General features: G+C 58.5%; 13 protein-coding genes. 8 read left to right on the plus strand and 5 right to left on the minus strand.

The genetic code is table 11. From position 1 onward, the window contains the following. Positions 1-154: 154 nt before the first annotated feature. The 5 genes from yidC to rpmH all read right to left on the minus strand — a co-directional run bounded on the left by yidC (position 155) and on the right by rpmH (position 3,066). Complete coding sequence (gene yidC, locus ACLD9W_RS10760; protein WP_410842015.1) at positions 155-1,786, minus strand: membrane protein insertase YidC; 1,632 nt, start codon at positions 1,784-1,786, stop codon at positions 155-157. A gap of 202 nt (positions 1,787-1,988) precedes the next feature. Continuing rightward, the gene (locus ACLD9W_RS10765; protein ID WP_410842016.1) at positions 1,989-2,306 is read right to left on the minus strand and encodes an HAD family hydrolase; all 318 of its coding nucleotides are present in this window, start codon (positions 2,304-2,306) and stop codon (positions 1,989-1,991) included. 65 nt (positions 2,307-2,371) lie between these two features. Next, the gene (gene yidD, locus ACLD9W_RS10770) at positions 2,372-2,620 is read right to left on the minus strand and encodes a membrane protein insertion efficiency factor YidD (RefSeq protein WP_410842017.1); all 249 of its coding nucleotides are present in this window, start codon (positions 2,618-2,620) and stop codon (positions 2,372-2,374) included. Then, positions 2,581-2,919 (minus strand): ribonuclease P protein component, encoded by a 339-nt coding sequence (rnpA, locus tag ACLD9W_RS10775; protein WP_410842018.1) that lies wholly within the window; start codon positions 2,917-2,919, stop codon positions 2,581-2,583. Before rnpA ends, yidD begins: the two co-directional genes overlap by 40 nt. A 12-nt stretch (positions 2,920-2,931) precedes the next feature. Then, on the minus strand, positions 2,932-3,066 hold the full coding sequence (rpmH, locus tag ACLD9W_RS10780) for a 50S ribosomal protein L34 (RefSeq protein ID WP_040658472.1): 135 nt from the start codon (positions 3,064-3,066) through the stop codon (positions 2,932-2,934). A 256-nt stretch (positions 3,067-3,322) separates the two neighbouring features. On the opposite strand from rpmH, the gene dnaA reads away from it, so the two are divergent. The 8 genes from dnaA to ACLD9W_RS10820 form a co-directional block, all read left to right on the plus strand. Beyond that, positions 3,323-4,864: a chromosomal replication initiator protein DnaA gene (gene dnaA, locus ACLD9W_RS10785; RefSeq protein ID WP_410842019.1), complete on the plus strand. Its 1,542-nt coding sequence runs from the start codon at positions 3,323-3,325 to the stop codon at positions 4,862-4,864. Between the two features lie 250 nt (positions 4,865-5,114). Then, on the plus strand, positions 5,115-6,218 hold the full coding sequence (gene dnaN / locus ACLD9W_RS10790; protein ID WP_410842020.1) for a DNA polymerase III subunit beta: 1,104 nt from the start codon (positions 5,115-5,117) through the stop codon (positions 6,216-6,218). Positions 6,219-6,300: 82 nt separating this feature from the next. Next, positions 6,301-6,525 (plus strand): exodeoxyribonuclease VII small subunit, encoded by a 225-nt coding sequence (locus ACLD9W_RS10795; RefSeq protein ID WP_395429419.1) that lies wholly within the window; start codon positions 6,301-6,303, stop codon positions 6,523-6,525. Beyond that, on the plus strand, positions 6,515-7,408 hold the full coding sequence (locus ACLD9W_RS10800) for a polyprenyl synthetase family protein (RefSeq protein ID WP_410842021.1): 894 nt from the start codon (positions 6,515-6,517) through the stop codon (positions 7,406-7,408). Before ACLD9W_RS10795 ends, ACLD9W_RS10800 begins: the two co-directional genes overlap by 11 nt. A gap of 369 nt (positions 7,409-7,777) precedes the next feature. Then, positions 7,778-8,986, plus strand: coding sequence for a hypothetical protein (locus ACLD9W_RS10805; protein WP_410842022.1), 1,209 nt, complete (start codon positions 7,778-7,780; stop codon positions 8,984-8,986). A 78-nt stretch (positions 8,987-9,064) separates the two neighbouring features. Beyond that, on the plus strand, positions 9,065-10,222 hold the full coding sequence (locus tag ACLD9W_RS10810; protein WP_410842023.1) for a hypothetical protein: 1,158 nt from the start codon (positions 9,065-9,067) through the stop codon (positions 10,220-10,222). Positions 10,223-10,552: 330 nt separating this feature from the next. Next, positions 10,553-12,229: a formate--tetrahydrofolate ligase gene (locus tag ACLD9W_RS10815; RefSeq protein ID WP_410842025.1), complete on the plus strand. Its 1,677-nt coding sequence runs from the start codon at positions 10,553-10,555 to the stop codon at positions 12,227-12,229. After that, the coding region (locus ACLD9W_RS10820) for a hypothetical protein (protein ID WP_410842024.1) at positions 12,198-12,382 on the plus strand (185 nt) is incomplete at its 3' end. The genes ACLD9W_RS10815 and ACLD9W_RS10820, both read left to right, overlap by 32 nt.

Raw genomic sequence — 12,382 nt, forward strand, 5'->3', positions numbered from 1 at the left:
GTCTGAAACGGTTGAGGCCGTCTGAAACGGTTGAGGCCGTCTGAAACGGTTGAGGCCGTCTGAAACGGTTGAGGCCGTCTGAAACGGTTGAGGCCGTCTGAAAAAACCTGCTTCGCAGGTTTTTTCAGACGGCCTCTTGGTTTGCGGCGGCGGTTTACGACACGACTTCACCGTTTTTGCGCTGCTGTTCGGTGCTGCGGTTGACGTGCATCTGCTGGGCGATGGTCAGGATGTTGTTCACGACATAGTAGAGCACCAGCCCTGCGGGGAAGAAGAAGAACATGACGGAGAACACCAGTGGCATGATTTTCATCATTTTCGCTTGCATCGGGTCGGACGGCGGCGGGTTGAGGGTGGTTTGGAACATCATGGTGGCGGTCATCAGCACGGGCAGGATGAACCAGGGGTCGTGGCGCGACAGGTCGGTAATCCAGCCCAGCCACGGAGCCTGGCGCAGTTCGACGGAGCTGAAGATCGCCCAGTAGAGGCCGATGAAGATGGGGATTTGCAGCAGCATGGGCAGGCAGCCGCCCAAGGGGTTGATTTTTTCGTCGCGGTACATCTGCATCATGGCCTGCTGCATGGCCATGCGGTCGTCGCCGTATTGTTTTTTCAGGGCTTCGAGTTTGGGGGCGACGGCGCGCATTTTCGCCATGGATTTATAGGCGGCATTATTCAGCGGGAAAAGGACTATTTTGACGATAATGGTCAGCAGGACGATTGCCCAACCCCAGTTGCCGGTAAAGCCGTGCAGTTTGTCCATCAGCCAGAAGAGGCCGGTTGCAGGCCAATGTACGCGGCCGTAGTCTTTAATCAATTCCAAATTATCGGCGATTTTGCCGAGTGCGGAAGTGGTTTGCGGACTGGCGTACAGGGAAATACCGAAGCTCTGCTTCATGCCGTTGGCCAGCTCGGGTTGCGGAACGATGACGCCGACGGAATAAAGGTTGTCGCTGCGGCGTTTGATTTCGATGCGGCAAGCATCGGTGGCACACACGCTTTGTCCGCCTTTCGGTTGCAGAATCCAAGCCGAGAAGAAGTAGTGCTGGCTCATACCAACCCATCCGGACTGCGTTTTACGCTCGTATTCGGCCTGGTCGCGGCCTTTTTCGAAGTCGCTGTCGAGGTCGCCGAAGGAGACTTTTTGGAAGTCGCCCTGCGGGGTGTAGAGGACGGGGCCGGTGTAGCTGGACATGAAGTAGCCTTGTCCGGCGGGGGTTTTGTTGTCGCGCACCACGCGGTAGGCGGCGGCGGCTTTGACGGGGCGGCCGCTGCGGTTGGTGACGTCGAAGCGCACGTCGATCAGGTAGCTGCCCTGGGTGAAGGTGTAGGTTTTGGCGATTTCGAGGCCGGATGCGGTGGCAGCGGTGAGGCGGACTTGGGCTTTGCCGTTTTCGAGGGCGTATTGTTTTTTCGCGCTTTTGAAGCTCAAACCCTGCGTCAGGCTGCGGCCGGTTTCGTCGATAAGGTCGGACTGGGCGATGTAGGTGCCGCTTTGGCCGTTTTCAAAGAGGACGAAGGGTTTGCTTTCGTCGTCGGCAGAGTTGTATTTGAGCAGGGTGAGGCCGCGCAGGTCGCCGCTGGTTTCGTCGATAACGGCGGCGACGGTGTCGGTGGTCACCGTGATGGGAACGGTGGGGTTGAGGGCGGTTGGCGCGGCGGCGGCTTGCTGCACCTGTTGCTGCTGCGCGGCGGGCTGCACTTTCGGGCTGGGGAACAGCTGTTCCCAACCCAGCAGTATCAGCAGGGCAACGGCAAAAAATACGGTCATTCTTTTGGCGTCCATACGGATGCTCCTGTGGTGTGGTCTGGATAACGGCGGGAAGGCCGTCTGAAAAAAAAGGGGGCTTTGCGCCGCTGTCGGGCGGTGTGCCGACCGCAAAGTGCCGCAGCATAACAGATTATGCGGCGGCATCAAATATTTGTTCCTTATCCGTTTTCAGACGGCCTCAATGCGCGGAGGCCGTCTGAAAAGGGAGATGCGGCGTTTATGTTTCGTCGCACAGATAAAGCGCGTTTTGCGGCAGGACGTGGCGGCAGAAGCGCCATTCGCCCGCCGCCATATCGTCGATGTATACGTCGGGCTTGGGCAGGAAGGCGGCGAAGCAGTGTTCCAGTTGCAAAAAACGCGCGGCTTCGCGGGCGTAATCCGCGCCGCCGCTGCTCCACAAGTACAGCGTCGCGCCTTCGGCGGCCAGCCGTTTCACGGCTTCGACGGCGGCGGGAATCGGGATGCGCACGCGGCCTGCGCTGCGCAGCAGGGTGTCGTCGACATCGACGAAAACGGTTTTCGGGCGGCGGTTCATTGTTTCGCTGTGCCTTCGTATCGGAAAAACGGGAAAACTGTCGCAATGCTGATTGTTAACAGTCGCTAAGGCACGGGATCGTGGCCGTGGCCGCCCCAGGGATGGCAGCGGGCGATGCGTTTCACGGCCAGCCAGCCACCTTTGAGCGCGCCGTAGCGGCGCACGGCTTCAAGGGCGTATTGCGAACAGGTCGGCGTGTAGCGGCAGCGCGGCGGAACCAGCGGGCTGATGCAGTATTGGTAGAACCGGATCAGCAGTTGCAGCAGGCGGGACATCACAATTTTTCCGCCAGCAGACGCGAGAGTTCGCTGCATGCGGCGGCGGCTTCGCCCCGGCCGAAGGCGCGGCGCACGCGCACAATGAAATCGCGCGGCGGCAGGGCGGCCTTGTGCCGTCTGAACCAGTCGCGGATGACGCGCTTCATATAGTTGCGCTCGTGGGCGCGGCGGGCGGTTTTCTTCGACACCACCAATCCCAGCCGCGCATGGCCGCGCTCTGCCGGTTCGGAATACGAAATTTGCAGCAGGGTGCAGCGCAGTTGTTTCCTTAAAGCAAAAACGGAAGAAAATTCTTCCGTTTTCAAGAGGCGGTACTGCCTGCCGAAGCGTTCCAACAAAGTCTCCGCTTACACGGCCAGGCGTTTGCGGCCTTTGGCGCGGCGGGCGGCGAGAACGGCGCGGCCGCCGCGGGTGCGCGAGCGGACGAGGAAGCCGTGGGTGCGTTTGCGTTTGGTAACGGAGGGCTGGTAAGTGCGTTTCATGATGTTTCCTCAATCGGTTGGGAATAAAAACGCGGGATTACAAACCAAATCGCCGTTTTTGTCAATCAAAATAAAGCGGTCGGCCTCTGTGCGGGCATTTTCAGACGGCCTTTTGCAACAAGGCTTTGCGCCGCCGCGCGCGGGGCGGCACGTGCGGCGGCGGCGTATTTCCGCTATAATCCGCCGCTCTTGCGCGCTCACTTGGGGTTTTGCGCCTATCCAAATGATTTTTCGATGATTTTTCTTTATGAACGCCATGACGCTTGCCGAATTCTGGCCGCTTTGCCTGCGCCGTCTGCACGAAACGCTGACGGCGCAGCAGTTTGACACTTGGATTGCGCCGCTGACCGTGGGCGAAGAGGGCGGCGCGTGGGTGGTATACGGCAAAACGCAGTTTGCCAGCAATATGCTGCAAAACCAGTTTGCCGCCAAATTCGAGGCCGTGCGCGCCGAACTTGCGCCCGCACAGCCGCCGCTGGTGTTCAAAGCGGGGCGCGGCGTGTCTTATCCGATGGCGGCGGAAAGGCCGTCTGAAAACGGCGCAGACGCCGCGTCCGTTTCCCAATCCGACGCAGCCGAAACCGCCGAAACGCAAACCGCGCCGCAGGCGCAGGCCAAGCCCGCCGCTAAACAGAGCGCACAGGACATTCTGGCCGAACGTCTGAAAAACCTGCCCGCCAAACCGCGCAAAACCAAAACCGCCGAAGAAACGCCCGCCGCCGCACCCGCGCCCGCCGCCGAAGCGAAAGCCGCCGACAACCGCGACGCGCCGCACGTCCAATCCAATCTGTCGCCCGAATACACTTTCGACACGCTGGTGGAAGGCAAGGGCAACCTGATGGCCGCCGCCGCCGCCAAATCCATTGCCGAGAAACCCGGCGGCAGCTACAACCCGTTTTTTCTCTACGGCAGCACCGGCCTGGGCAAAACCCACCTTGTGCAGGCCGTCGGCAACGAACTGCTGAAAAACAATCCCAAGGCCAAAGTGCGCTACATGCACGCCGACGAATACATCCGCAGCCTGATGAGCGCCTTCCGCAGCAACAACTACGACACCTTCAAACAGCAATACCGCCAATACGACCTGCTCATCATCGACGACATCCAGTTCATCAAGGGCAAAGACCGCACGATGGAAGAATTCTTCTATCTGTACAACCACTTCCACACCGAAAAAAAACAGCTTATCCTCACCTGCGACGTGCTGCCGACCAAAATCGAAGATATGGACGACCGCCTCAAATCGCGCTTTTCCTGGGGTTTGACGCTGGAACTCGAACCCCCCGAATTTGAAATGCGCGTCGCCATTTTGCAGAAAAAGGCCGAAGCGGCCGGTGTGACCCTGCGCGAAGACGCCGCCTTCTTCATCGCCAAACACATCCGCTCCAACGTGCGCGAACTCGAAGGCGCGTTCAAGCGCGTCGAAGCCAGCAGCCGCTTCCAGAAAAAGCCCATCGACATCGACCTGGCCGCCGAAGCCCTGCAGGACATCGTCGCCAGCGCCTACAAAGTCATTACCGCCGAGCTGATACTCGACACCGTCGCCAAACACTACCGCGTCAAAATCAGCGAGCTGCTCGGCAAAAAGCGCACGCGCAACATCGCCCGCCCGCGCCAGGTGGCCATGAGCCTCACCAAAGATCTCACCAACCTCAGCCTGCCCGCTATCGGTGACGCTTTCGGCGGCCGCGACCACACCACCGTCATGCACGGCATCAAAGCCGTTGCCAAGCTGCGGCAGGAAGACCCCGAGTTGGCGCAGGACTACGAAAAACTGCTGATACTGATACAGAACTGAGCTTTCAGACGGCCTCTTAATATAGTGAGCCAACACGAAAATCTACGGCGTTGCTGCGCCTTAGCTCGAAGAGGGCGGTTTTCTACGGCATTGGAAATGCCAAGAAAACCTGCCCCGTACTACTTGTACTGCCTGCGGCTTGCTGCCTTGTATCTTTCCGTGTTGCTTCACTACATTAGAGTTATTAACATTAAAGGCCGTCTGAAAAACAAAAATCCGCCTTTTCTCTTAAATCAAATAAGGAAAACCCATGCTGATACTGCAAGCCGACCGCGACAGCCTGCTCAAACCCCTGCAAGCCGTCACCGGCATCGTCGAACGCCGCCACACCCTGCCCATCCTCTCCAACGTTCTCCTCGAAAGCGCGCACGGCCAGACCAACATCCTCGCCACCGACCTCGAAATCCAAATCAACACCGTCGGCCCCGAAAGCGAAGCGGGCGACTTCCGCATCACCACCAACGCCAAAAAACTGCAAGACATCCTGCGCGCCCTGCCCGAAGGCGCGCAAGTCGCCCTCGACTGGGCGCAAAACCGCCTCACCCTCAAAGCGGGCAAATCCCGTTTCGCCCTGCAAACCCTGCCCGCCGAAGACTTCCCCCTGATGAGCGTCGGCGAAGAAGTCAGCTCCGCCTTCTCCCTGCCGCAGGAAACCCTCAAAACCATGCTCGCCCAAGTGCAGTACAGCATGGCCGTGCAGGACATCCGCTACTACCTCAACGGCCTTCTGATGCAGACCGAAGGAAACCAGCTGCGCCTCGTCGCCACCGACGGCCACCGCCTCGCCTACTCCGCCGCCGCCATCGAAGCCGACCTGCCCAAGGCCGAAGTTATCCTGCCGCGCAAAACCGTGCTCGAACTCTTCAAACTGCTCAACCGTCCCGAAGAGCAGGTCAGCGTCGAGCTGCTCGGCAACCAGGTGCGCTTCCGCTGCAACGATTCCGTCATCGTCAGCAAAGTCGTCGACGGCAAATTCCCCGACTTCAACCGAGTCATCCCGCTCGACAACGACAAAATCTTCGTCCTCAACCGCGCCAACCTGCTCGGTGCCTTGGAGCGCGCCGCCATCCTTGCCAACGAAAAATTCAGAGGCGCCCGCCTGCACCTGCAACCCGGCCTGCTTAGCGTCGTGTGCAGCAACAACGAACAGGAAGAAGCGCGCGAAGAACTCGAAATCGCCTACCAGGGCGGCGAACTCGAAGCCGGCTTCAACATCAACTACCTCATGGACATCCTGCGCAACGTCCACGCCGAAGACATCCAGCTTGCCTTCGGCGACGCCAACCGCTCCACCCTGTTCACCATCCCCAACAACCCCAACTTCAAATATATCGTCATGCCCATGCGCATTTAGCGCGCACCAAGCACCGTCAGGCCGTCTGAAAAACTGTTTCAGACGGCCTCTTCCCATCCGAACCCCCCCCCCGAACACCGCCATGAAAAAAGCCCCCAAATCCTTCGAAGAGGCCATGAAACGCCTCGAAACCCTCACCGAAGCCATGCAAAACGCCGACATGCCCCTCGAAGACGCCCTTGCCGCCTACCAAGAAGGCAGCGCCCTCGTCAAATACTGCCAAGACAAACTCGCCGAAGTCGAACAAAAACTGCACATCCTCGATTCAGACGGCCTCATCAAGGAATTCGCCCCCGATGGACAATAGCGACCTCAAACACTGGCAGACACAGGCACAGGCGCAAACCGAACTGCTGCTCGCACGCCTGATGCCGTCTGAAAACCAACTCCCGCAAAGCCTGCACGAAACCATGCGCTACGCCGCCCTCGACGGCGGCAAACGCCTGCGCCCCCTGCTCGTGCTTGCCGCCTCCGAACTGGGCGAAGCCGTTCCCGATGCCGTCGAAGCCGCGATGGCGGCCATAGAACTCATACACGTCTACTCCCTCGTTCACGACGACATGCCCGCCATGGACAACGACAGCCTGCGGCGCGGCCGCCCCACCTGCCACATCCGCTACGGCGAAGCCGCCGCCCTGCTCGCGGGCGACGCACTGCAAACCCTCGCCTTCGACCTCCTCAGCCGTCCCACCGCCCTGCCGCCGCAACGCCAGCTGCACATGCTCTCCACCCTCGCGCGCGCCTCCGGCAGCCTCGGCATGGCGGGCGGGCAGGCCATAGACCTCGCCAACGTCGGCCGCAGCATCACCCAAAGCGAACTCGAACAAATGCACAGCCTGAAAACAGGCGCACTCATCCGCGCCGCCGCCGCCCTCGGCGGCCTCAGCTGTCCCGACCTGACCGACCACGACCTGCAACGCCTCGACCGCTACGCCGCCCGCCTCGGCCTCGCCTTCCAAGTCATAGACGACGTACTCGACTGCGAAGCCGACACCGCCACACTGGGCAAAACCGCCGGCAAAGACGCCGACAACGACAAACCGACCTACGTCAAACTCATGGGCCTGTCGGCCGCACGGCAATACGCCGAAACACTCGTGGCGGAAGCACTCGAAACACTCGAACCCTTCGGCAGCCGCGCCGCACACCTTCGCGGCCTCGCCCAATTCGTTACCGCGAGGAAAAACTGACCTGCCTCCGACAACACAGAGGCCGTCTGAAAACCCGACACATCAAGTTTTCAGACGGCCTTCATCCTAAATAACGGAAACGATGGCGGACAAACAACAAAAAATCAATATAAAATCCCCGCAAAACAACCACAAATATAGTGGATTAACAAAAACCAGGACAAGGCGGCGAGCCGCAGACAGTACAAATAGTACGGAACCGATTCACTTGGTGCTTCAGCACCTTAGAGAATCGTTCTCTTTGAGCTAAGGCGAGCCAACGCTGTACTGGTTTTTGTTAATTCACTATACAGCAAAACACACCAATCTCGGCCTATTTAAACGTCGCCAACCGTCAACCTCACCCGCAAACGCAAGAAAGGCACACCCATGTCCCTCAACCCCGTCTACCTTTGGAACCCGCAAAACTTCCCCGACCCGCAGGCCATGCTGCCCGACGGCTTCGACGCGGCACACCGCATCGTCTCCGAATGGGCCGACCGACCCCTGCCGCAAGGCGCGGACACAAGCGCGTTTGACAAACTGGCCGGATACATCGCCGAAGCCGCCCGCAGCGGCAAAGCCTCGGCCGACTTCAAAGCCGCTTACGCCGATATAGGAACCCAAATAGCCGAACAACTGAAAAGCCGCGCCGTACTCGAACTGTACGAACATTATCTGGAGCTGATGCCGATACTGACCTGCCGCAGCGAAAGCCTCGGCCTCGTACTGTACGACGCCAACGGCTACCTGCTGCTGCCCGACGGCCGGGAATACCCCGACCAAGAAACCCAAGACGAAATCACGGCATACTGGCGGCAGCGCGAAGCCGAAGAACAAAAATGGCGGCAGGAAAACAGAGGCCTGCCGAAGAACATCAAAGACTTCTACAAATACTTCCGCCCCAAAGTGGACGAACTGATGGCGCGCCACGGCTTCGAATACGCGCCGCATTTGTTCAATACCGAGACACACAAACGCAAAAAATTGGAACCGGACGTCATCATCTACGCCAAACCGATGACAAACGGCCAGCAGACGATATACATCAACTACGAAGATATTTATAAAGACGGCGAGTACAGCGGGCTGTGCTTGGAGTGGTATCTCTCGGATAAAGAAATGGAGCGTATTTACCTGCACGAGCTGGACAATATCATCCTAACTTACGGAGAAACCGAGAAAAAACAATTGATTGCCGGTGGAGGGGGGAATATAGAGTACTACCTGACCCAAATGTGGTACCACACCGGCCCGTCAGTCAGCTACAAAACCGAAACCGAGATAGAGGCGCTGCTGGCCTATTGGGATCAGAAGCTGCGGGAAGTGGCGTGGATTGATACCTACGACGATGTGGAAACCTATATCGACCGCCATATGATTTATCAGGACAACCCGGAAGATTCGTCGAAGTACGGGTTCTACGCGGCAATACTGCCCCGCCGCCTGGTGATCGCCTATCTGCGCGGGCAGCGGGATTTGGCGGCCTTGGCGGACGAATGGCTGTATAAGAAGAACTATGCTTCCATAAACAAACAAATAACCATAGATAATTTGGCAAAAACCGTTCCTTATCTTGAGAAATTGTGTGGCCAATAAGCATTGAAGGGGCGGGCTTTCGCCCGCTTTCCGTATCTCCCGCCCCGCTTTAAAAACCACCGAAAGAAAGGCATACCCATGTCCCTCAACCCCGTCTACCTCTGGAACCCGCAAAACTTCCCCGACCCGCAGGCCATGCTGCCCGACGGCTTCGACGCGGCACACCGCATCGTCTCCGAATGGGCCGACCGACCCCTGCCGCAAGGCGCGGACACAAGCGCGTTTGACAAACTGGCCGGATACATCGCCGAAGCCGCCCGCAGCGGCAAAGCCTCGGCCGACTTCAAAGCCGCTTACGCCGATATAGGAACCCAAATAGCCGAACAACTGAAAAGCCGCGCCGTACTCGAACTGTACGAACATTATCTGGAGCTGATGCCGATACTGACCTGCCGCAGCGAAAGCCTCGGCCTCGTACTGTACGACGCCAACGGCTACCTGCTGCTGCCCGACGGCCGGGAATACCCCGACCAAGAAACCCAAGACGAAATCACGGCATACTGGCGGCAGCGCGAAGCCGAAGAACAAAAATGGCGGCAGGAAAACAGAGGCCTGCCGAAGAACATCAAAGACTTCTACAAATACTTCCGCCCCAAAGTGGACGAACTGATGGCGCGCCACGGCTTCGAATACGCGCCGCAGCTGTTCAAAACAGGCGTCATGAAGGATGTTTGGCTGGATGTCAATTTGCTGATTTACGCCAAACCGACGGCAACCGGCCAGCAGACGATATACATCAGCTACAGCAATTATTACGGCGACGGCAAATACAGCGGTCTGAACTTGGAATGGTTTCTTTCCGACGAAACTGTGGAGCGCATTTACCTGCACGAACTGGATAACTTAAACCCGTATCAGAAAAAATATATTGGAAAACAATTAATTGGCGGAGGAGTGGATATGGAATATTACCTCTCTAAAACATGGTACCACCCCGGTCCGTCGCTTTACCAAACAGAACCTGAGATAGAGGCGCTGCTGGCCTACTGGGATCAGAAGCTGCGGGAAGTATCATGGATCGATACCTACGACGATGTGGAAGCCTATATTGCCGCCAATTTGGAAGAAATCGGCAGGCTGCACCTCCGTATTGTGATTTCCTACCTGCGCGGAGTAAAAGACCTCATTGCCGAAAAAGAAGAGTGGTTGCGGACTTATCAGATGGTCGGCAGGGAAGAGGAATTGCTGGAAAAATCGGTTTCCTATCTGATAAACAAACAGAAGGAAGAAAGTTAGACGCAGGGGCATCCGTTGCCCCTTTTCATTTTTTTAACCGCTGACAGAACGCGCACGGCGGCAACGGCACGAACCGTCTACCTTTGGCAGCCCAACCCCACCGCCGCAAAGGCATCCGTCGGCATCGGCAGGTTTGCGGAATCGGTAAAAGGCCGTCTGAAAACACGATACATCATGTTTTCAGACGGCCTTCTTTATGGCTGCCGCATGAAGCGGTTTCAGCATAAACGGTAATATTTTTCATTGCATACCGCCCTGCCCCATATCGCCGTTTCAGACGGCCTCACTTATAATCCGAATCATCCCAACCCTCTGAAAAGCGAGAATCCCATGAGCTTCAAAACCGACGCCGAAATCGCCCGCGAAGCCGCCATCCGCCCGATACGCGAAATTGCCGCCAAGCTAGGCATCAGCGAAGACAAGCTCGAGCCATACGGCCACTACAAAGCGAAAATCAATCCCGCCGAAGCCTTTGCCCTGCCCGACAGAAAAGGCCGTCTGATTTTGGTTACCGCCATCAATCCGACCCCTGCGGGCGAAGGCAAGACCACGGTAACCATCGGCCTGGCCGACGCATTGAACCACATCGGCAAACAGGCCGCCGTCGCCATCCGCGAGCCCTCGCTCGGCCCCGTGTTCGGCATCAAAGGCGGCGCGGCCGGCGGCGGCTACGCGCAAATGCTGCCGATGGAAGACATCAACCTGCACTTCACCGGCGACTTCCACGCCATCGGCGCCGCCAACAACCTTTTGGCCGCCATGATCGACAACCACATCTACCAGGGCAACGCCTTGGGTATCGACCCCAAACGCGTGCTGTGGCGCCGCGCCGTCGATATGAACGACCGCCAGCTGCGCAACATCGTCAGCGGCAACGGCAAACCCACCGACGGCGTGCTGCGCCCCGACGGCTTCGACATCACCGTTGCCAGCGAAGTGATGGCCGTGTTTTGTCTCGCCCGCGACCTGGCCGACTTGAAACAACGCCTCGGCAATATGCTCGTCGCCTACGCCAAAGACGGCAGCCCCGTCTTCGCCCGCGATCTCAACGCCCAAGGCGCAATGGCCGCGCTCTTGAAAGACGCGCTCAAACCCAATCTGGTGCAGACCATCGGCGGCACACCAGCCTTTGTCCACGGCGGCCCCTTCGCCAATATCGCCCACGGCTGCAACTCCGTTACCGCCACCCGCCTTGCCCTGCATCTGGCCGACTACGCCGTTACCGAAGCCGGCTTCGGCGCCGATTTGGGCGCGGAAAAATTCTGCGACATCAAATGCCGCCTTTCCGGCCTCAAACCCGACGCCGCAGTCGTCGTCGCCACCGTGCGCGCGCTCAAATACAACGGCGGCGTGGCCAAAGAAGAGCTGGGCGCGGAAAACCTCGAAGCCCTGCAACGCGGCCTGCCCAACCTGCTCAAACACATCACCAACCTCAAAACCGTCTTCGGCCTGCCCGTGGTCGTCGCCATCAACCGCTTCGTTTCCGACACCGACGCCGAACTCGCCCTGATTCAGGCTGCCTGCGCCGAACACGGCGCCGAAGTCGCCCTCACCGAAGTATGGGCGCACGGCGGCGCAGGCGGCGAAGAGCTGGCGCGCAAAGTCGTCACCGCCATCGACAACCAGCCCGCCAACTTCGCCTTCGCCTACGACACCAACGACAGCATCCCCGACAAACTGCGCGCCATCGCCACAAAAATCTACGGCGCATCCGACGTCGAATTCAGTGCCGAAGCCCGCGCCGAAATCGCCTCGTTGGAAAAACTCGGCCTGGACAAACTGCCGGTGTGCGTCGCCAAAACGCAATACTCGTTCAGCGACAACCCCAAACTCTTGGGCTGCCCCAGCGGCTTCACCATCACCGTGCGCAGCCTCACCCTGTCGGCCGGCGCCGGCTTTATCGTCGCCGTATGCGGCAGCATCATGAAAATGCCCGGCCTGCCCAAAGTGCCCTCGGCCGAGAAGATTGATGTGGATGAAAACGGCAATATTACGGGGTTGTTTTAAACAGCGGCAAACCCGCCACAGCGGCAAGAGGCCGTCTGAAAAAACCTGCAAAGCAGGTTTTTTCAGACGGCCTCAACTTTCAGACGGCCTCAACTTTCAGACGGCCTCAACTTTCAGACGGCCTCAACTTTCAGACGGCCTCAACTTTCAGAC

The organism is Neisseria sp. WLZKY-1, assembly GCF_046546535.1.
Classification (GTDB): Bacteria; Pseudomonadota; Gammaproteobacteria; order Burkholderiales; family Neisseriaceae; genus Neisseria.

Bases quoted from the DNA above. Each gene is read 5' to 3' on its own strand.
- yidC (WP_410842015.1), bottom strand. From the start codon at position 1,786: ATGGACGCCAAAAGAATGACCGTATTTTTTGCCGTTGCCCTGCTGATA.
- ACLD9W_RS10765 (WP_410842016.1), bottom strand. From the start codon at position 2,306: ATGAACCGCCGCCCGAAAACCGTTTTCGTCGATGTCGACGACACCCTG.
- yidD (WP_410842017.1), bottom strand. From the start codon at position 2,620: ATGCAGCGAACTCTCGCGTCTGCTGGCGGAAAAATTGTGATGTCCCGC.
- rpmH (WP_040658472.1), bottom strand. From the start codon at position 3,066: ATGAAACGCACTTACCAGCCCTCCGTTACCAAACGCAAACGCACCCAC.
- dnaA (WP_410842019.1), top strand. From the start codon at position 3,323: ATGACGCTTGCCGAATTCTGGCCGCTTTGCCTGCGCCGTCTGCACGAA.
- dnaN (WP_410842020.1), top strand. From the start codon at position 5,115: ATGCTGATACTGCAAGCCGACCGCGACAGCCTGCTCAAACCCCTGCAA.
- ACLD9W_RS10795 (WP_395429419.1), top strand. From the start codon at position 6,301: ATGAAAAAAGCCCCCAAATCCTTCGAAGAGGCCATGAAACGCCTCGAA.
- ACLD9W_RS10800 (WP_410842021.1), top strand. From the start codon at position 6,515: ATGGACAATAGCGACCTCAAACACTGGCAGACACAGGCACAGGCGCAA.
- ACLD9W_RS10805 (WP_410842022.1), top strand. From the start codon at position 7,778: ATGTCCCTCAACCCCGTCTACCTTTGGAACCCGCAAAACTTCCCCGAC.
- ACLD9W_RS10810 (WP_410842023.1), top strand. From the start codon at position 9,065: ATGTCCCTCAACCCCGTCTACCTCTGGAACCCGCAAAACTTCCCCGAC.
- ACLD9W_RS10815 (WP_410842025.1), top strand. From the start codon at position 10,553: ATGAGCTTCAAAACCGACGCCGAAATCGCCCGCGAAGCCGCCATCCGC.